Source organism: Neisseria sp. HMSC064D07 (assembly GCF_001837185.1).
Classification (GTDB): Bacteria; Pseudomonadota; Gammaproteobacteria; order Burkholderiales; family Neisseriaceae; genus Neisseria; species Neisseria flavescens_C.
The window spans coordinates 262,722-282,839 of the sequence record NZ_KV831677.1 but is presented as its reverse complement, the minus strand read 5'-3'; the positions used below and the strand labels follow the sequence as shown (position 1 = coordinate 282,839).

Genomic DNA, 20,118 nt, shown 5'->3' with positions numbered 1-20,118 from the left:
CTAGTAAATACGGTATAATTTGCCCTTTACGCACATTACCTCCGGTCTTTTCAGACGGCCTTTATCTCATGACTGCAAAATCTTCTAAAACCCAAACAAAAAAACGCGTCTCTACCAAACCGGTAGCCAAACCGACCACACGCAAATCCACTAAAGCACAAACTCAAGCCGACAATAAAGTCTCCCAACGCCTGAAAGCCGCCAAAGAGCTGCAAAAAAACGAAGAAAAAAAAGCGCGTCCCGAGCATGTCGTCAACTTGATTAATGATGCTTTATGGCTGTTTGGCTTGGTTATCACCATTTATCTGGCCATTTCCCTGGCCAGCTTCAGCATGGACGACCCTGCATGGTCGCGCAGCGTTCCCAAAAGCAATGATGTTGCCAACCTCGGCGGCCTCTTTGGCTCCTATCTTTCCGATGTCGGATATTATTTGTTCGGCCTATCGTTTTGGTGGTGGATCGCCGCCTCTTGCGTTTTCCTCTACAAAAATTTCCGCCCCATGAAAAAGCAGGAAAACCACAAGCCCTACAATCACGGCGTAGCCGCTTTGGCATTGTTTCTCCTGCTGGTGTGCAGCCCGATTATCGAACATTTTCTGTTTGACAACGCATTGAGCGAATCCCTTCCCGTTGGCGCCGGCGGCTTGGTCGGCTTATTGGCCGGCTCAGGCCTGGCTTGGCTGTTGGGTAAGTCGGGCAGCCTGTTGATTATGCTCGTGATGTTGCTGTTGTCCATTTCCCTGTTGGCTCAGGTGTCATGGTTGGAAGTCATGGCCAAATCCGGCAGCCATATGGGCGGTCTGTTTGGCAATTTGATGAAAAAACTGTCTCAATTCCAAAATAAAAAAGAAGATGTCCGCACCGAAGCTTTGGAAACTCAAAATACGCGCCGCATGGTTAAAGAGGCCAAAACCATTACCGCCACTCCGGTTGCTCCGTTGGCAGGCAGCAGCAGCAACCGTAAAACTGTTGCCGTATCCGTTGCGCCGCCCCCTAAAATCCAAACTTCCCTGTTTGACGATACAGAACCTAAAAACAACGGCGAATACCACAAGCCCAACATAAACCTGTTGCGTATGCCGTCTGAAGAACCGGTTGCCGTCAATCCGGATGAATTGCAACAAACCGCAGAATTGATCGAAGCCAAGCTGGCTGAATTCGGCATCGGCGTACAGGTTGTTTCCGCTACTTCCGGCCCTGTGATTACCCGCTACGAAATCGAACCGGCACAAGGTGTCAAAGGCAGCCAAATTGTCGCGTTGTCCAAAGATTTGGCGCGCTCGATGTCCCTGCAAGCCGTACGCATTGTTGAGACCATTGCCGGTAAAAACACCATGGGCATTGAATTACCCAATGAGAAACGCCAAGACGTGATGTTGAGCGAAATCCTCTCTTCTCCCGTGTTTACCGACGCCAAGTCCAAACTGACCGTTGCTTTGGGTAAAGATATTGCAGGTACGCCTGTGGTTGGCGACTTAGCAAAAATGCCGCATCTTTTGGTTGCAGGTATGACCGGATCGGGTAAATCCGTCGGTGTGAACGGCATGATTATGTCCATGCTCTTCAAAGCCACGCCCGACGAAGTCCGCTTCATCATGATTGACCCGAAAATGCTGGAATTGAGCATTTATGACGGCATTCCGCACCTGCTATGCCCGGTTGTGACCGATATGCGCGAGGCAGGACAAGCGTTGAACTGGTGTGTTGCTGAAATGGAAAAACGTTATCGCCTGCTTTCCCATGCCGGTGTGCGTAATTTGGACGGTTTCAACCAAAAAGTCGAACAAGCCAAAGCAGCAGGCAAACCATTACTCAATCCGTTCAGCTTAAATCCTGATGATCCCGAGCCTCTGGAAAAACTGCCGTTGATTGTGGTCGTTATCGATGAGTTGGCTGACTTGATGATGACCGAACGCAAATCCGTTGAGCAGCAAATCGCACGCCTTGCCCAAAAAGCACGTGCTGCAGGCATTCACATGATTGTCGCCACCCAACGCCCAAGCGTTGATGTGGTTACCGGCCTGATTAAAGCCAACATTCCGACACGCATGGCCTTTACCGTACAAAGCAAAATCGACAGCCGCACCATTCTTGACCAAATGGGTGCGGACGAATTGCTCAAATACGGCGACTCATTATTCCTGCAACCGGGCAGCGCAGAACCAACACGCCTGCAAGGTGCGTTTGTTTCCGATGATGAAGTGCATCAGGTCGTCAATTTCGTCAAAGAACAGGCTCCAACCAATTATGTGGAAGGTCTGCTCAGTGGCGAAGCAGCCATCGAAACCACCAATATTGTCAATCCGAACGCAAACAGCGATGAGTTATTTGATCAAGCCGTCGCCTTCGTATTGGAAAGCCGGAAAACTTCCATTTCCGCACTCCAACGCCAATTACGCATCGGCTACAACCGAGCCGCTAATTTGGTAGATGCGCTTGAAAATGCCGGTGTTCTTTCTCCGGCAGACATCAACGGCAGCCGACGGATTCTGGCTCAAAAAGACCAGCTGTAAAAAACAACAATATCGAAACACAAAGGCCGTCTGAAAAGAATTTCCTACTTTTCAGACGGCCTTTTTATGTTATTCGTGAAACATTGTGTTATACTAAGCAACTAAATTTTGACCTTATGCACGCTTCCGAAATTCTTCGGAATACTGAGCAGAAGGATAACCGTTTAAACACAACAAATTTAAGGGCTTACGATGAGCGTAACTGTTGAAACTTTAGAAAATCTGGAACGCAAAGTAGTATTGTCTCTGCCTTGGTCCAAAATCAACGCAGAAACTGAGAAAAAACTGAAACAAACCCAACGCCGCGCAAAAATTGACGGCTTCCGTCCGGGTAAAGCACCGTTCAAAATGATTGCCCAAATGTACGGCGCAAGCGCACAAAACGACGTTATCAACGAATTGGTACAACGCGAATTCTACGAAGTTGCCGTTGCTCAAGAATTGAAAGTTGCCGGTTACCCGCGCTTTGAAGGCGTTGAAGAACAAGACGATCAAGAGTCTTTCAAAGTTGCCGCTATTTTTGAAGTTTTCCCTGAAGTAACTATTGGCGACCTGTCTGCCCAAGAAGTAGAAAAAGTTACTGCGACTGTTGGCGATGCCGAAGTTGACCAAACTGTAGAAATCCTGCGTAAACAACGCACCCGCTTCAACCATGTTGACCGCGAAGCCCAAAACGGCGATCGCGTCATCATTGACTTTGAAGGCAAAATCGACGGCGAGCCTTTCGCTGGTGGCGCATCTAAAAACTACGCTTTCGTATTGGGCGCAGGTCAAATGCTGCCTGAATTCGAGGCCGGTGTTGTCGGCATGAAAGCCGGTGAAAGCAAAGATGTTACCGTAAACTTCCCTGAAGACTACCACGGTAAAGATGTTGCCGGTAAATCTGCCGTATTCACCATCACTCTGAACAACGTTTCTGAAGCTACTTTGCCTGAAGTTGATGCAGACTTCGCTAAAGCTTTGGGTATTGAAGACGGCGACGTTGCCAAAATGCGCGAAGAAGTGAAGAAAAACGTTAGCCGCGAAGTTGAGCGCCGCATCGGTGAACAAACCAAAGAATCTGTAATGAACGCCCTGCTCAAAGCAGCCGATTTGCAAGTTCCTGTTGCTTTGGTCAACGAAGAAGCCGCCCGCTTGGCAAACGAAATGAAACAAAACTTCGTTAACCAAGGTATGGCTGACGCTGCAAACTTGGATCTGCCTTTGGATATGTTCAAAGAACAAGCAGAACGCCGCGTTTCTTTGGGTCTGATTCTGGCTAAATTGGTTGAAGAAAACAAACTTGAGCCAACTGAAGACCAAATCAAAGCTGTTGTTGCCAACTTCGCTGAAAGCTACGAAGATCCTCAAGAAGTTATCGACTGGTACTACGCAGAGCCTTCCCGCCTGCAAGGTCCGACTTCTTTGGCAGTAGAAAGCAACGTTGTTGATTTCGTTCTGAGCAAAGCTAAAGTAACTGAAAAAGCGCTGTCTTTTGACGAAGTAATGGGCGCACAAGCTTAATTGCTCCAAGACCGTCTGAAACAGACAATCAAAAGCACCGAAGCGCTTTAAATGCTTTGGTGCTTTTCCATCATTAACAGGAGACAAAAATGTCCTTCGATTTCAATAATTACCTTGTCCCTACCGTTATCGAACAAAGCGGTCGCGGCGAGCGCGCATTCGACATCTACTCACGCCTTTTGAAAGAGCGCATCGTTTTCTTAATCGGCCCGGTGACAGACGAATCTGCCAATCTGGTTGTTGCGCAATTACTGTTCTTGGAAAGCGAAAACCCAGATAAAGATATCTTCTTCTATATCAACTCTCCGGGCGGTTCGGTTACTGCCGGTATGTCGATTTACGACACTATGAACTTCATCAAGCCTCATGTTTCTACCTTATGCTTGGGTCAAGCGGCAAGTATGGGCGCATTCCTGTTGTCCGCAGGCGAAAAAGGCAAACGCTTTGCCCTGCCAAACAGCCGCATCATGATTCACCAACCGCTCATCAGCGGCGGCTTGGCTGGTCAGGCTTCCGATATTGAAATTCACGCTAAAGAGCTGCTGAAAATCAAAGAGAAACTGAACCGCTTACTCGCCAAACATTGTGATCGCGATTTGGCCGACTTGGAACGCGATACCGACCGCGACAATTATATGTCTGCCGATGAAGCTAAAGAATATGGTTTGATTGACCAAGTTTTGGAAAACCGCGCCTCTCTGCAAGCCTAATCTTTATAGTTTTTAAATCAAAAGGCCGTCTGAAAAATATATATTCAGACGGCCTTTCTTCAATCTTACTTCGTGTTGTCTTTGTTATTCACTTGAACCGGATACAGCAAAATCAAAGGATTGGCTTTCACTTGACTCCAGAAACTCTTCAGCAGATTACGCATACTGCCCAAACGCGTGCCTCGAGAGCGGAGCGCAACGGCCAAAGCTAAAGAAAAGCTGACCACCAGATTCACCATGCCGATTGCCAATACACTTGCCAAGCCAAGCATAAAAGTGAATATATCTGCATGACCGCTAATCGCGGCATAACCCAAATTTGCCGAAGAAAACGCCACATGGCGAATATCCAGCGGCAAGCCGAAAAGATGGCCAAAATAGCCGGTCATACCTAAAAGCATACCGAAAATAAAATTGCCCATAAGCGAGCCGTAATGCTTATGAATATAAGCGGCCAGAAGGCGGCGTGGCTGCGGGCGCATGATTTTTCGTAACAACGGATTAAACGGCAGACGCTGACGCAGGTTCAGATAATCGGAACGATTGTCAAAGAAGCCGGCAATAATCCCCGAACAAAACAACCATACTCCGGCAATAGCAGCGTACCATAAGGTCGGCTGGGTAAAAATCTCAATAGATTTAAGCTGGTAGGCTGTAACCGCCTCGTTTAATAAAGGCTGACCATGCGTGTAGGCATAACCCCAAGCGATCCCCGCCGCCAACAATACGGCAATCGATACATTGCCAAACACGGCAACACTTTGCGAACGGCACACATCAATCAGCAATTTTGCCAATTTGTTGTCCACCGCTTTACTGCCTTCATTTGAGTCCACCTGCTCGGCAAAGCTCGCCGCCGTCATGGCAGGCTGCTTAGTCGCAACGGTGCAGTGCAGCATATGAATCAGCATAAAGCCTAAGCCGTAGTTAAGTCCGGCAAGAAATGAAGTAGTAAACTCGCCGAATCCCAAAGACGCAATATGGATTTTATTCAATGCCATCAAAGCAATAATTACGCCGCCTCCTGCTGCGGAATAAAACATTTTGAAATATTCGCTACGGTTGCGCGTAATATAATGTTCGCCATGGTGGCTTTTGTTTTCCGTAATACTGCGTGCCAGCATTCGGATACTGCTTTTACGCAAGTGGCTGGTGCTGTATTGCTCTACTGCCGCGTAAATCATCGCATTCATCAGATTGATGGTTAAGCGGGTGCGGCTGCCGGTTTCAATTTGAATATTGGTCAACAGTTTCAGACGGCTGATAGTTTGCTGCAAACGCTCCAGCAAGTGCGCTACTTTAACTGATGAGCCAGATCCCGCTCCTGTACCACGACGACGCAGATACTCAATTTGCTTATCACACTGGTCAAACATGACCTCCAAGTGCGCCGTATCGTAAGTTTCTTCACTGTGGCGATAGTGTTCTACCAATTTTGCAATTTCACGTTGCAAAGCAACAAATGCCGAATCCGCCTCCAACAAACGGGGAGCAATCCGTATTAAATCCGGCTCAATCGCTTCGGAAGCAATCCAAATCGACAGCATTTCCACCGCTCGCAAACGGGCATCTGCCAACTGTCGGCTGGCCGTCTGAAGCAAAGCAGGATCCGCTTTGCCCTGCAACAATTCATACATGCTCAACCATTGGCGCAAACTCAGGGTTTGCAACCATTTATCATCGTTTTTCGAATGGAAAAGATACAAAAACACTTCGCGCAGATTGGAAAAATCTTTATAAGACGGGCTGAAACGTTCGTAAATCCGTATGCCCATCTCCCGAGTAAAACTATGGCGCGAGAAAATACCAAGCTTAATCAGCGCAGGATAGATGTGAACTTTGGACAGCCAGGCATAGAAGCGCAGGCTGAATTGACGGCATAAAGCATCATCTTGTTTTAAAGTAGATAAAATCAAATCGAAACGTTCGGAAGCCTGTTTTTTGCCTCCTCGGCGCAAAAATTTGATTAATGCATTGAGAATAAGAACAAAGTCGGTATCATTTAAGCGTTCCGACAAAATAATGTGAAGATTTTGATTAGTCAGTTTTTGCATTGTAGTATTATTACACAAAATGAGATATTTAGCAAGAACCTCGGCAAACAGGTCCGATTATATCGCATTCTTTGTCAACCTATGGTACAAGATTTTCAATTAATATTCTCTAAAATTCAATGAATAATCAAATTACATAACAAATATATGATGTGAATCAATAACTAAGAAAGGCCGTCTGAATTCTTTCAGACGGCCTTTTACAACAACATACTACATTGTTTTAACCTTATGCAAACAAGAGCTTACCACCCTCTTCTTTAACATGGATTGTGCTATCCGGTGCATATTTACCTTCAAGCAATGCTTTTGCCAGCGGGTTTTCGATTTCTGACTGAATGGCGCGTTTGAGTGGACGGGCACCATACACAGGGTCGAAACCGGCTTCGGCAATCAGATCCAAGGCAGCATCATCAACTTTCAGATGTAGATGTTGTGCTTCCAAACGTTTTTCCAAACCTTTAAGCTGGATTTTTGCAATACTGCGGATATTGGCCTGATCCAAACCATGGAACACGACTACTTCATCAATACGGTTGATCATTTCAGGACGGAAATGTTCTTTCACATCCTCCATCACAACTTCTTTCACCGCTTCGTAGTCCTGAGTACCCATTTGTTGGATATGTTGGCTACCAATATTGGAAGTCATCACGATAACGGTATTTTTGAAGTCTACGGTACGGCCTTGTCCGTCGGTCAAGCGGCCGTCATCCAATACTTGCAGCAAGATGTTGAATACGTCCGGATGGGCTTTTTCCACTTCGTCCAAAAGAATCACGCTGTACGGTTTGCGGCGGACTTGTTCAGTCAGGTAGCCGCCTTCTTCGTAGCCGACATAGCCGGGAGGCGCACCGATTAAGCGGGCAACAGCATGTTTTTCCATGTATTCGGACATATCGATACGAATCAGGTGATCTTCGCTGTCAAACAGGAAGCCTGCCAATGCCTTACACAATTCGGTCTTACCCACACCGGTCGGGCCTAAGAACAGGAAGCTGCCATAAGGTTTATTCGGATCGGCTAAACCGGAACGGCTACGGCGGATAGCGTCGGATACAGCACGCACGGCTTCATCTTGGCCGACCACACGGCGGTGCAATACTTCTTCCATCTTCAGCAGCTTGTCGCGTTCACCTTCCATCATTTTTGACACAGGGATGCCGGTCATACGAGAAACGATTTCGGCTACTTCATCTGCGCCGACTTCAGTACGGAAAAGTTTATTTTGTTTTTTGCCGTCAGGATTGCTTTCTGCCGCTTGCAACTGTGCGCTCAATTTAGGCAACTTACCGTATTCAAGCTCAGATGCACGGGCAAAATCGCCTTGGCGTTTAGCCTGCTCGATTTTGACTTTGATGTCGTCCATCTGTTTCTTGATGTCGGCTGTGCTGGATGATGCCGCTTTTTCGGCTTTCCAGATTTCATCCAAATCAGCGTATTCTTTTTGCAGTCCGTCGATTTCTTCGTCTATCAATTCCAGACGTTTTTTGCTGGCATCATCAGTTTCTTTGGCAACGTGCATTTTTTCCATTTTGAGCTGGATAATGCGACGGTCAAGTTTATCCATTTGCTCAGGTTTGCTGTCCAGCTCCATTTTGATGCGGCTGGCCGCTTCGTCGATCAAATCAATCGCTTTATCAGGCAGGAAGCGGTCGGTAATATAACGGTCGCTCAACTCCGCTGCGGCAACGATAGCAGGGTCAGTAATATCGATACCGTGGTGAATTTCATAACGCTCTTGCAAACCACGCAAAATAGCGATGGTATCTTCTACACTTGGCTCGCCAACCAATACTTTTTGGAAGCGGCGTTCGAGTGCCGCATCTTTTTCGATGTACTGACGGTATTCATCCAAAGTAGTCGCACCGATACAGTGCAATTCGCCGCGCGCCAAAGCCGGTTTCAACATATTGCCCGCATCCATTGCGCCGTCGGTTTTGCCTGCACCAACCAAAGTATGGATTTCGTCAATGAAAATCAAAGTGTTGCCGTCGTCTTTAGCTAAGTCGTTCAACACGCCTTTCAAGCGTTCTTCAAATTCGCCACGATATTTCGCGCCGGCAATCAAAGCCGCCAAGTCCAGAACCAAAAGGCGTTTGTTACGCAGGGATTCAGGTACTTCACCGTTGACGATACGTTGTGCCAAACCTTCAACAATCGCGGTTTTACCCACACCCGGCTCACCAATCAGCACAGGGTTGTTTTTGGTACGGCGTTGTAATACCTGAATCGCACGACGAATTTCATCATCACGACCGATAACGGGGTCGAGCTTACCGTCACGGGCGCGTTGAGTCAGATCAAGTGTGTATTTTTTCAAAGCATCGCGTTGGTCTTCAGCATTCGCATCGTTCACGTTTTGTCCTCCTCGTACCGCATCGATCGCGGCATTGATATTTTGTTCGGTCGCACCGGCTTCTTTCAAAATTTTGCCGGTCGCATCATTCTGCTGAACCAAAGCCAGCAGGAAAAGTTCGCTGGCGATATAGGCATCGCCACGTTTGGTTGCAGCCTTATCCATCAGGTTTAATACAGCTTGCAGCTCACGGCTAGGCATAATATCGCCACCTTGACCGGACACTTTCGGCAGGCTGTTTAAATGCTGCTGCAAACGCTGTTTCACTTGAGGCACATTCACACCTGCATGAGCCAGTAACGCAGCAGCACCGCTGTTTTGATCGTCAAGCAACGCTTTTAAGATAAAGCCGGCCTCAAGGTAGCTGCTGTCCGCAGCCAAAGCCAAACTTTGACCTTCTTGCAGAGCTTGCTGAAATTTGGCAGTCAATTTATCAAATCTCATTTTAAGTTCCTCTTCAAATATATTCTGTTAGAGCCTATATAAGCGCAAATGTGGATAACTCAAGAGCCATTTACTCATTAATCAATAATTTTTTACTATCTTATTGTTTTACAGTGTTTTATTTTTTAAATTTTATGTGTATAACTTTTATTATCCAGTTACCCTCTACTCAAAAGGCCGTCTGAAAAATCAAGAATAATCAGGTATAATCGGCACCATATTTATTTTCAGACGGCCTTTATGCCGAAGGATACTTTCATGAGCAAAAAACGAGTTTTAACAGGCGTTACCACAACAGGTATTCCACACTTGGGCAACTATGTCGGTGCCATCCGCCCGGCTATCCGCGCAGCGCAAGATTCCAATACCGAATCATTCCTCTTTTTGGCCGACTATCACGGCATCATCAAATGTCATGAGCCGGAAATGATTCATCAATCTACTCAAGCTGTTGCCGCCACATGGCTCGCCTGTGGACTCAATCCGGAACAGACCACTTTCTACCGTCAAAGCGATATTCCCGAAGTGATGGAGTTGAACTGGATTCTGACCTGTATCACTGCAAAAGGTCTGATGAACCGCGCCCACGCTTATAAAGCTGCAGTACAGGCAAATACCGAAAACGGTCAGGAAGATCCGGATCACGGCGTGGAAATGGGCCTGTACAGCTACCCTATCCTCATGACTGCCGACATTCTTATGTTCAATGCCCATGAAGTACCAGTCGGTCGCGACCAAATACAACACGTTGAAATGGCTCGCGATATTGCCGGTCGCTTTAACCACCGCTTCCAAGAGCTCTTCACCCTGCCTGAAGTAAAAATCGACGAAAATGTCGAACTCTTGGTCGGCTTGGACGGACGCAAAATGTCCAAATCCTACGGCAATACCATTCCGCTTTGGGAAAACGACAAGAAAACCCAAAAATCGGTTAACAAAATCATCACCAATATGAAAGAACCCGGCGAGCCGAAACAGACTGATGAAAGTCCTCTGTTTGAAATCTACAAAGCCTTCTCCACGCCGTCTGAAACTGCCGAGTTCACGCAAATGCTGGCCGAAGGCCTTGCTTGGGGTGAAGCCAAGAAACTCTTGGGCGCAAAAATCAATGCCGAGCTCGCAGAACCGCGCGAGCGCTACAATGAATTGACAGCCAAACCCTCTCAAATTGAAGACATTTTGCAGGCCGGCGCACAAAAAGCGCGTAAAGAAGCACGCGAATTGTTGGATAAAGTACGCGATGCAGTAGGTATTCGTCCGTTGAAATAATAGTAAGGCCGTCTGAATATTTCAGACGGCCACAATATCGTTTATCATTTGAAATATAATCGTTTTTCTAGGGTTTCTCATATGAAAAAAACCTTCCCCCTTATCTTGCTCAGCCTTTCATTGGCTGCCTGCGGCGGTAAATCTGAAGATACTGTAGCCAATGATGCTGCTTCAGGCAAAGCGCCCAAGCCTACCTTCAAAGTTAAATATATCGATGAACAAGCTATAGCCGGTTTGGATTTAGGTACAGCTCAAGACGGCGAAACGAAAGAAGGTAAGAAACAACGCACCTATCCGATTAACGGCATAGAGGGCGGTGTTATCAATCTGATTGGTAAGCACCCTACCGACTTAGAAGTCATCAGCGGCCAATGCATGGAAAAAAATGAAAAAGGCGTTTCAGCCGGCTGGTCAGCCAACGGAGTTTGCCACACTGCCTTTGCAAAAATGGTGGACAATATTGCCCAAGACGGCGGCAAACTGACCGACTATCTGATTTCACACGCTGCTTTGCAGCCTTATACCGAAGGCAAAAGCGGCTATGCCGCTGTACAAAACGGTCGCTATATTTTAGAAATTGACAGCGAAGGCATGTTCTATTTCCGTCGCCGTCATTACTAAAACCCTGCCCATCCTATTTTCCCCTGACACAAGGACTGAATCATGGCTCAAGTTACTTTCCAAGGCTCTCCTATTTCTACAAACGGCAATTTGCCTGCCATCGGTCAAGTTGCACCTGATTTCACATTGGTAGCAGCAGACCTATCTGAGAAATCATTGGCTGACTTTGCAGGCAAACGCAAAGTGCTGAATATTTTCCCCAGTATTGACACCGGCGTATGCGCCCAGTCCGTCCGCACTTTTAACAAACGTGCGTCATCTTTGGACAATACCGTCGTCTTGTGCATTTCTGCCGATTTACCGTTTGCACAAGCCCGTTTCTGCGGCGCAGAAGGTTTGGAAAATGTAGTGACACTTTCTACATTCCGCAGCAGCTTTTCTAACGATTACGGTGTTACACTGACAGAAAGCCCATTACGCGGCCTGACTGCCCGCGCAGTGGTGGTTTTGAATGAGCAAAACCAAGTTCTCCACGCTGAATTGGTTTCTGAAATTGCGAACGAGCCTGACTACGAAGCAGCCTTGGCTGTTTTGTAATTAACCAAATAAAATCAGGCCGTCTGAAAATTTTCAGACGGCCTTTAGATTATCTTCAAAATAAAAACGGTAGCCCAAAAGCTACCGTTTTCTGTTTCAAGCCTTATACAGATTTATCTGTTTTGCTTGCTTCTACTGACTCAGTATTCTGAACCTCATTTTGCTCAACAGGTTCAGCAGCTTCAGCAACAGGCGCTTCAGACTCTTCTACTTTGTCATCACGGACATTATGGCTGTAATCTTTAGGCGGACTAGGTTGTTTACCGGCCATAATTTCCAAAACTTGGTCCCGATCGATGGTTTCCCAATCCATCAGTGCTTTGCACATGGTTTCCATCTTATCGCGATTTTCATCCAAGATTTTGTAAGCCACTTGGTACTGCTCATCCAAAATACGGCGGATTTCCGCATCAATATCTTGTTGGGTTTTCTCAGAAATATTTTGAGAACGGGTTACGCTGCGACCCAAGAATACTTCACCTTCGTTCTCAGCATAAACCATCACCCCCATTTTGTCGCTCATACCATAACGCGTTACCATCTCGCGTGCCATTTGAGTTGCACGTTCGAAGTCGTTAGATGCACCGGTAGAAATACGGCCAACAAAAATATCTTCAGCAATACGACCACCAAATAAGATTGAGAGCTGGCTCTGCATTTGGTCTTTGTACATACTGATGCGGTCACGCTCAGGCAACTGCCAAGTCAAACCCAATGCACGACCACGAGGCATAATTGTTACTTTGTGAACCGGATCAGTAAACGGCAGGCTTTCCGCTACGATTGCATGACCGGCCTCATGATAGGCTGTCGCACGTTTTTCATCTTCGTGCATTACCATACTGCGACGCTCCGGACCCATGTAGATTTTGTCTTTAGCATCTTCAAAGTCGCTTTGATCGACTTTAACTTTATTACGACGGCCGGCAAACAAAGCAGCTTCATTGACTAAGTTTGCCAAATCTGCACCTGAAAAACCAGGTGTACCACGAGCCAAAGAAGTCAAATCTACAGATGCATCCAAAGGCACTTTTTTAGCGTGAACTTTCAAGATTTGCTCACGGCCACGAATATCAGGCAATGGAACAACGACTTGACGGTCAAAACGGCCCGGACGCTGTAACGCTGGGTCAAGTACATCAGGACGGTTGGTTGCTGCGATCACAATAACGGTTTGGTTGCTTTCAAAACCATCCATTTCAACCAACAATTGGTTCAACGTTTGCTCACGCTCATCATTGCCACCGCCCAAACCGGCACCACGCTGACGGCCGACAGCATCAATTTCATCGATAAAGATGATACATGGCGCGTTTTTCTTGGCCTGCTCGAACATATCGCGGACACGGCTCGCGCCGACACCGACAAACATTTCTACGAAGTCAGAACCTGAAATACTGAAGAATGGTACACCTGCCTCACCGGCAATCGCTTTGGCCAGCAATGTTTTACCCGTACCGGGGCTGCCTGCTAACAAAATACCGCGCGGCACACGACCGCCTAAGCTTTGATAACGATTGGGTGCTTTCAAATAATCTACGATTTCTTGCACTTCTTCTTTTGCCTCATCACAACCGGCAACATCGGCAAAAGTCACTTTATTGGAATCTTTATCCAACAAACGCGCACGGCTTTTACCAAAAGAGAAGGCACCGCCTTTACCGCCACCACCACTTTGCATGCGCATGAAGTAGAACCATGCACCAATCAACAACAAAACCGGCAGCAGGCTGTAAAACAGACTGGCCAGCATGCTTGGTTTTTCTTCCGGAGTTACTTTGACGCGTACTTTGTTGTCCAACAGTGTTTTAACCAAGTTGTCATCCAAAGGCGCATTGGTATAAAAGGCAGTTTTATCGGTGCGCTCACCTTTAATCAGATAGCCGCTGACAACAGATCCTTCGATATTGACATTGGATACTTCGCCACTATTAACTTGCTGAATAAATTGAGAATATTCGATTTGCTGTTTATCTTCCTGCTTATCGCTGAGTGCATTGAATGCTGCTAAAAGCATAGCACCACCCACTACCCAGACTAATATGTTTTTAATGGTATTCCCCACTGAACAGGCTCCATGGTTACAAAATAAATAAAATCAAGGGAAAGAATTTTAAAGCACCCACCCTACATTGTCAGCGTTTATTTTTGCCTAATAGGTAAATCTCACTGGAACGATTGCGGGAAGCATCCGGCTTTCGAGTTTGTACACTGGCAAAAATTTCGCGCATTGCCGCCGTATATTCCTGATAGCCCGCGCCTTGAAACACCTTCACCAAAAAACTGCCTCCGGGTTTCAAATGCTGCGAGGCAAAATCCAAAGCCAGTTCACACAGGTAAAAACTGCGTGCCTGGTCTGTTACGGCATTGCCTGACATATTGGGTGCCATATCACAGATTACAAGGTCTAGCGGACGATTATCCAATAAGGCTTCAAACTGCTCCAAAACAGCATCTTCCCTAAAGTCTCCCTGAATAAACGACACACCATCAATCGCATCCATCGGCAAAATATCCAAAGCAAAGACAGCCCCAGTTTTACCGACCAGCTTGGCTGCCATCTGCGACCAACTACCCGGTGCACTACCCAAATCCGCCAAGACAGTACCCGGCTTGATCAATTTATCTTTCTGATTGATTTCTAATAATTTATAAGCCGCTCTGGCACGATATCCGTCCTTTTGTGCCATATGGACATAATGATCGTTGACGTGCTCATGCAGCCATGCTTTCGAAGATTTTGAGCGTACAGCCATCTTGGTTTGAAATGCTTAAGTTAAAAACCAGTATTGTACGTTATTTCCCCCGTAAATGTTCTAAATCGCGTACAATATAGCCATTATTCTTTTTAATTGGATACTTATCAAAATGAGCGATAACAAACTAAGCACTAAAGAAATTTTGGCCTTGAAAGCCCAAGCACACCACCTCCATCCTGTTGTTATGGTTGGCCAACAAGGTTTGACTGACTCCGTCATTAAAGAAACCGACGCCGCATTGACAGCGCACGAATTGATTAAAGTCCGTGTTTTTGGCGATGACCGTGCAGAACGTATTGAAATTTGCAATGCCCTGTGTGAAACACTAGGTGCCCAACTGGTTCAACACATTGGTAAATTACTTGTTTTATGGCGTAAAAAACCGGACGAAGAGTAATTCGAACTGAACAAACAGCAGAAGTATTTTCTCAACCCACTTTATTCTATCTTCTGTTGTATTTATGCAGCATAAAACAATTTATTCCATTACTCTAAGTATAAAAATACAAATACGGTTGCCTGTTTTTGTAAATAATCCCAAAATTACAAAATCATAACGGCCGCACCCTGTCGGCCGATTATTTTACCCTTGAATCCTTCATAAACATAAAAAACGATGAATGCTCAACAATATGAAGAATCTTTTCTTCTAGCAAAAAAATTAATTACTCAAGACCCGCCTGACTTTGCGCAAGCTATTCCATTGCTCTGCGAGGCAGCAGAGGCGGGACATATCGAGGCTGCATTTCAGCTGGCAGGATGCCTGTTTGAAAACCACGAAAACGAACAAGATTTGGCAATTGCAGTTGAATATTTAAAACAAGCGGCAAGAGCCGGTCATCCCTATGCCCGTTACAATCTTCTCCAATTACAAGAAAATAACGGCGCAGAAGTAGAAACGCTTATTTCAGTCTATCAAGAACTTGCCGAAGAAGGCTTGGTCCCGGCCCAGCTACGCCTGATGCGTTTATATGCGGATAGCGGCAACGAACAGCAAGCAGTCAAATGGGCATTGAAAGCTGCCGAGCAACAAAACCCTCAGGCGCAATATTTCTTAGCACAACACTACCAATACTCAAGCACCCCCGATTTAGAATATTCCCATACGCTCTACCAGCAATCTGCTGCACAGGGATTTATTGCGGCACACTGGCAACTCGGTCTTCAATACAAATTGGGGCAAGGTGTTGCACAAAACCCTGAAAAAGCAATCGAACATTTGCGTATTGCCGCCGATTACGACATTGTTCCAGCGCAAACTTCTCTTGCAGAACTCTTAGTCGCATCAAATCCTGCTGAAGCATTGGAATGGTTTGAAAAAGCTGCCGAACAAGGGGATAGCAATGCACATGTAGCACTTGCCGAAATCTATCTGCTAGGCAAAAACACCGAACGAGACCCTCAGAAGGCCTATCAGCACGCTAAATTTGCTGCTGATCAAAATGATCCGGAAGGTTTGCGCCTTTTAGGTGATATCTATCGCTACGGATTGGGACGAGCAGTTGATGCTGACACCGCACGCCAATATTATCAACGCTCGGCTGATTTAGGTAATCTTGCCGCTTACCAAAAACTTCTGTCTGACAGCGCATTGAATAACCAGCAAAACTATGAGCTAACCAAAGAAATCGCCCTCCAACGTCAGGAAGCCGAGCGTCTGTACAAGCTGGCATTTGCAGCGCACTATGGCTTAAAACGCAAACAGAATTACGCTGAAGCACTGGAGTTATACCATCAGTCCGCAGAACGTGGACACAGTAAATCCCAAACCAATCTAGGTATGATGTATTACTGCGGACAAGGCGTACCTGTCGACTACGCCCAAGCTGCAAAATGGTTTGAAGCAGCGGCCAAACAAAGAGACACGATGGCTCAATATAATCTTGCCTGCCTGTATTATCACGGCATGGGTGTAAAAAAAGACATCAACAATGCTTGCTTCTGGTTGCAAGAAGCCATCCAACATGGACATGAACAGCAAGACGTTCTCAAAGAGCTTCTGACTCAATGGAAGCAATTCTCTCAAAAAGGCTCTACTGATAATTAGAGGCCGTCTGAAATTCTAACTTCCTACATAAATGACATGTCAGCGCTAAAGTAGCCTGTACATGTCATTTTTTTCATTTACCCTTCCTCAACAATCGCCATCTTCAAATCCCATTTCTCCTTAATCTCTTTAGAGTCTTCAGACGGCCTATTCTCTTTGTAAAAAACCAGATAATCTAAATTTAATTTTCTATTTACAACAAAATTTGAAAAATATTTTTCGTATTCGAATAAACTTTCTCAAATATCTGATGCTTTTTTACTGTATCCACTCAATATCTCGATTTAAAAACAAGCTACATAACTCTTTTAAAAAATCTTAATTTCAACCTCTAAATCCTATCAATATCTACAGCACAATTTGCCAGTTTGCCCAATTACTGATAGCATTTGCAGGTTAGCTGGTTTGTAAAAAGTTCAATTCTTTCTGATTTTTTATCAACGGTTATAACGTATTGAAAATATTTCAGTAATTAAAACTTTTTTCGAATTTGACTCTAGGAATTTTCGTTTTTAACTCACATTTGTTGATAAACGAAAATATCGGAGTAATACTCCGTCATTGAAAAACACTCAACACAAGGATAGATATTATGTCCACCCAATTACACGATGTTGACCCAATTGAAACCAAAGAATGGTTAGACGCGTTAAGCTCTGTTTTAGAATATGAAGGCAGCGAGCGCGCTCAGTATCTGCTGGAAAGTTTGGTCAAATACAGCCGTGACAAAGGCATCCGTATGCCTCACGGCACCACTACTCCATATTTGAACACCGTTTCCGTAGAAGACGAAAAAGGCATCCCCGGCGACCAAAACATCGAACACCGCATCCGTGCATTCGTTCGTTGGAACGCTGCCGCTATCGTTTTGCGCGCGGGTAAAAAAGATTTGGAATTGGGTGGACACATTGCATCTTTCCAATCAGCCGCCACTATGTACGAAGTCGGCTTCAATCACTTCTGGAAAGCTAAAGGCGAAGGCGAAGAAGGCGATTTGGTATTCTTCCAAGGCCACGTTGCCCCTGGCATCTACGCACGCGCGTTCGTTGAAGGCCGTCTGACTGAAGACCAGCTGAACAACTTCCGTCAAGAAGTTGACGGTAAAGGTCTGCCTTCTTACCCTCACCCTCACCTGTTGCCTGACTTCTGGCAATTCCCAACCGTATCTATGGGTCTTGGCCCATTGATGGCAATTTACCAAGCACGCTTCCTGAAATACTTGGAATCTCGCGGTCTGGCTAAAACCAAAGGCCGTAAAGTATGGGTATTCTGTGGCGACGGTGAAATGGACGAACCTGAAAGCCAAGGTGCTATTGCTCTGGCTTCACGCGAAGGCTTGGACAACTTGGTATTCGTCATCAACTGTAACCTGCAACGTTTGGACGGCCCAGTACGCGGTAACGGCAAAATCATTCAAGAGCTGGAAGGCAACTTTGCCGGCGCCGGCTGGAATGTTGTGAAAGTCATCTGGGGTCGTCGTTGGGACCGCCTCTTGGCAAAAGACAAAGATGGCATCCTGCGCAAACGTATGGAAGAGTGCTTGGACGGTGACTACCAAACTTACAAATCCAAAGACGGTGCATACGTTCGCGAACACTTCTTCAATACGCCTGAACTGAAAGCATTGGTTGCCGATATGACCGATGATGAAATTTGGGCATTGAACCGCGGCGGCCATGACCCTCAAAAAGTGTACAACGCTTACGACCGCGCAGTGAACCACGCCGACGGCAAACCTACTGTAATCTTGGCGAAAACCATTAAAGGTTACGGTATGGGTGCATCCGGCGAAGGTCAAAACGTTGCCCACCAAGCCAAAAAAATGGACAAAGCGTCTCTGAAACAATTCCGTGACCGCTTTGACATTCCTGTAACTGACGAGCAAATCGACAGCGGCGACCTGCCTTACCTGACTTTTGCTCCCGACAGCGAAGAATACAAATACCTGCATGCACGCCGTGAAGCTTTGGGTGGCTACCTGCCTCAACGCAAACCTACCCAAGAAGTTCTGGAAGTGCCTGAACTGTCTGCATTTGATGCTCAACTGAAATCCAGCGGTGACCGTGAATTCTCAACCACCATGGCTTTCGTCCGCATCCTGTCTACTTTGCTGAAAGACAAAAAAATTGGCAAACGCGTGGTGCCTATCGTTCCAGATGAAAGCCGTACGTTCGGTATGGAAGGCATGTTCCGTCAATACGGTATTTGGAACCCTAAAGGCCAACAATACACTCCTCAAGATAAAGACCAACTGATGTTCTATAAAGAGTCTGTTGACGGTCAAATCTTGCAAGAAGGTATTAACGAACCAGGTGCTATGGCTGACTGGATTGCTGCTGCGACCAGCTACGCAAACAACGACTTTGCCATGATTCCTTTCTACATCTACTACTCTATGTTCGGTTTCCAACGCGTTGGCGACTTAGCATGGGCAGCAGGCGATATGCATGCACGCGGTTTCCTGTTGGGTGGTACTGCCGGCCGTACAACACTGAATGGCGAAGGTCTGCAACACGAAGACGGCCACAGCCATGTTCAAGCAGATTTGATTCCAAACTGCGTTTCTTACGATCCGACATTCCAATACGAAGTAGCCGTTATCGTACACGATGGCTTGCGCCGCATGTATGTTAACCACGAAGACGTGTTCTACTACATCACCCTGATGAATGAAAACTACACCCATCCGGACATGCCTGAAGGCGTAGAACAAGACATCCTGAAAGGTATGTACTTGCTGAAAGCCGGCGGCAAAGGCGACAAAAAAGTCCAATTGATGGGTTCCGGTACCATCCTGCAAGAAGTAATTGCCGGTGCTGAATTGTTGAAAGCCGACTTCGGCGTGGAAGCAGACATCTGGTCTTGCCCATCATTCAACCAGCTGCACCGCGATGCCATCGAAGTGGAACGCTTCAATCGTCTGAACCCATTGGAAACTGCAAAAGTACCGTTTGTCACTTCTCAACTGCAAGGTCATGACGGTCCGGTTATTGCCGCTACCGACTACATCCGCAGCTATGCCGACCGTATCCGTGCCTACATCCCTAACGACTACCACGTCTTGGGTACCGATGGCTTCGGTCGTTCCGACAGCCGTGCCAACCTGCGCAGCTTCTTCGAAGTTGACCGCTACAACGTTGCCGTTGCTGCATTGAGCGCTCTGGCCGAACAAGGCAAAGTCAGCAAAGAAACCGTTCAACAAGCCATTGAAAAATATGGTATCAAAGCCGATACAGCTCCTAGCTGGAAACGCTAATTGATGTTTCAGACGGCCTGTTTGCTTCATGCCAACATTAGGCCGT

Annotated in this window: 13 protein-coding genes; 9 read left to right on the top strand and 4 right to left on the bottom strand. The window is 46.4% G+C overall.

Translation table 11 applies throughout. The features are described 5' to 3' along the window. The first annotated feature begins 68 nt into the window (after nt 1-68). The 3 genes from HMPREF2608_RS05520 (at nt 69) to clpP (ending at nt 4,726) form a co-directional block, all read left to right on the top strand. Complete coding sequence (locus HMPREF2608_RS05520) at nt 69-2,513, top strand: DNA translocase FtsK (protein ID WP_070826252.1); 2,445 nt, start codon at nt 69-71, stop codon at nt 2,511-2,513. A gap of 192 nt (nt 2,514-2,705) precedes the next feature. Continuing rightward, nucleotides 2,706-4,016: a trigger factor gene (tig, locus tag HMPREF2608_RS05515; RefSeq protein ID WP_070826251.1), complete on the top strand. Its 1,311-nt coding sequence runs from the start codon at nt 2,706-2,708 to the stop codon at nt 4,014-4,016. 89 nt (nt 4,017-4,105) lie between these two features. Continuing rightward, nucleotides 4,106-4,726 (top strand): ATP-dependent Clp endopeptidase proteolytic subunit ClpP, encoded by a 621-nt coding sequence (gene clpP, locus HMPREF2608_RS05510; RefSeq protein ID WP_003683589.1) that lies wholly within the window; start codon nt 4,106-4,108, stop codon nt 4,724-4,726. Nucleotides 4,727-4,791: 65 nt separating this feature from the next. On the opposite strand, the gene HMPREF2608_RS05505 is transcribed toward clpP, so the two are convergent. After that, a complete protein-coding gene (locus HMPREF2608_RS05505; protein ID WP_070826250.1) occupies nt 4,792-6,780 on the bottom strand; it encodes a site-specific recombinase in 1,989 nt (662 codons plus the stop codon). Between the two features lie 229 nt (nt 6,781-7,009). Continuing rightward, a complete protein-coding gene (clpB, locus tag HMPREF2608_RS05500) occupies nt 7,010-9,583 on the bottom strand; it encodes an ATP-dependent chaperone ClpB (RefSeq protein ID WP_070826249.1) in 2,574 nt (857 codons plus the stop codon). Between the two features lie 258 nt (nt 9,584-9,841). Here clpB and trpS point away from each other — a divergent pair, with 258 nt between their 5' ends. The 3 genes from trpS to tpx all read left to right on the top strand — a co-directional run bounded on the left by trpS (nt 9,842) and on the right by tpx (nt 12,010). After that, the gene (gene trpS, locus HMPREF2608_RS05495) at nt 9,842-10,852 is read left to right on the top strand and encodes a tryptophan--tRNA ligase (RefSeq protein ID WP_070826248.1); all 1,011 of its coding nucleotides are present in this window, start codon (nt 9,842-9,844) and stop codon (nt 10,850-10,852) included. A gap of 81 nt (nt 10,853-10,933) precedes the next feature. Beyond that, nucleotides 10,934-11,473 (top strand): hypothetical protein, encoded by a 540-nt coding sequence (locus tag HMPREF2608_RS05490; RefSeq protein WP_070826247.1) that lies wholly within the window; start codon nt 10,934-10,936, stop codon nt 11,471-11,473. A gap of 42 nt (nt 11,474-11,515) precedes the next feature. Continuing rightward, nucleotides 11,516-12,010 (top strand): thiol peroxidase, encoded by a 495-nt coding sequence (tpx, locus tag HMPREF2608_RS05485; RefSeq protein WP_003679194.1) that lies wholly within the window; start codon nt 11,516-11,518, stop codon nt 12,008-12,010. 103 nt (nt 12,011-12,113) lie between these two features. Here the strand turns inward: tpx and ftsH are convergent, their stop codons facing one another. Continuing rightward, nucleotides 12,114-14,075: an ATP-dependent zinc metalloprotease FtsH gene (ftsH, locus tag HMPREF2608_RS05480; protein WP_070826246.1), complete on the bottom strand. Its 1,962-nt coding sequence runs from the start codon at nt 14,073-14,075 to the stop codon at nt 12,114-12,116. A 70-nt stretch (nt 14,076-14,145) separates the two neighbouring features. Next, entirely contained in the window at nt 14,146-14,766 is a 621-nt protein-coding gene (rlmE, locus tag HMPREF2608_RS05475) for a 23S rRNA (uridine(2552)-2'-O)-methyltransferase RlmE (RefSeq protein ID WP_070826245.1), read from the bottom strand. Between the two features lie 112 nt (nt 14,767-14,878). On the opposite strand from rlmE, the gene yhbY reads away from it, so the two are divergent. From yhbY to aceE, 3 genes are all read left to right on the top strand, one after another. Beyond that, entirely contained in the window at nt 14,879-15,166 is a 288-nt protein-coding gene (yhbY, locus tag HMPREF2608_RS05470) for a ribosome assembly RNA-binding protein YhbY (protein ID WP_049323205.1), read from the top strand. 219 nt (nt 15,167-15,385) lie between these two features. After that, nucleotides 15,386-16,816, top strand: a complete 1,431-nt coding sequence (locus tag HMPREF2608_RS05465; protein WP_070826244.1) for a tetratricopeptide repeat protein — start codon at nt 15,386-15,388, stop codon at nt 16,814-16,816. Nucleotides 16,817-17,408: 592 nt separating this feature from the next. Beyond that, a complete protein-coding gene (aceE, locus tag HMPREF2608_RS05460) occupies nt 17,409-20,072 on the top strand; it encodes a pyruvate dehydrogenase (acetyl-transferring), homodimeric type (protein WP_070826243.1) in 2,664 nt (887 codons plus the stop codon). The last annotated feature ends 46 nt before the right edge of the window (nt 20,073-20,118 follow it).

What these genes read in the sequence shown, in the direction of transcription:
- HMPREF2608_RS05520 (WP_070826252.1), top strand. Translation starts at nt 69, where the DNA reads ATGACTGCAAAATCTTCTAAAACCCAAACAAAAAAACGCGTCTCTACC.
- tig (WP_070826251.1), top strand. Translation starts at nt 2,706, where the DNA reads ATGAGCGTAACTGTTGAAACTTTAGAAAATCTGGAACGCAAAGTAGTA.
- clpP (WP_003683589.1), top strand. Translation starts at nt 4,106, where the DNA reads ATGTCCTTCGATTTCAATAATTACCTTGTCCCTACCGTTATCGAACAA.
- HMPREF2608_RS05505 (WP_070826250.1), bottom strand. Translation starts at nt 6,780, where the DNA reads ATGCAAAAACTGACTAATCAAAATCTTCACATTATTTTGTCGGAACGC.
- clpB (WP_070826249.1), bottom strand. Translation starts at nt 9,583, where the DNA reads ATGAGATTTGATAAATTGACTGCCAAATTTCAGCAAGCTCTGCAAGAA.
- trpS (WP_070826248.1), top strand. Translation starts at nt 9,842, where the DNA reads ATGAGCAAAAAACGAGTTTTAACAGGCGTTACCACAACAGGTATTCCA.
- HMPREF2608_RS05490 (WP_070826247.1), top strand. Translation starts at nt 10,934, where the DNA reads ATGAAAAAAACCTTCCCCCTTATCTTGCTCAGCCTTTCATTGGCTGCC.
- tpx (WP_003679194.1), top strand. Translation starts at nt 11,516, where the DNA reads ATGGCTCAAGTTACTTTCCAAGGCTCTCCTATTTCTACAAACGGCAAT.
- rlmE (WP_070826245.1), bottom strand. Translation starts at nt 14,766, where the DNA reads ATGGCTGTACGCTCAAAATCTTCGAAAGCATGGCTGCATGAGCACGTC.
- yhbY (WP_049323205.1), top strand. Translation starts at nt 14,879, where the DNA reads ATGAGCGATAACAAACTAAGCACTAAAGAAATTTTGGCCTTGAAAGCC.
- HMPREF2608_RS05465 (WP_070826244.1), top strand. Translation starts at nt 15,386, where the DNA reads ATGAATGCTCAACAATATGAAGAATCTTTTCTTCTAGCAAAAAAATTA.
- aceE (WP_070826243.1), top strand. Translation starts at nt 17,409, where the DNA reads ATGTCCACCCAATTACACGATGTTGACCCAATTGAAACCAAAGAATGG.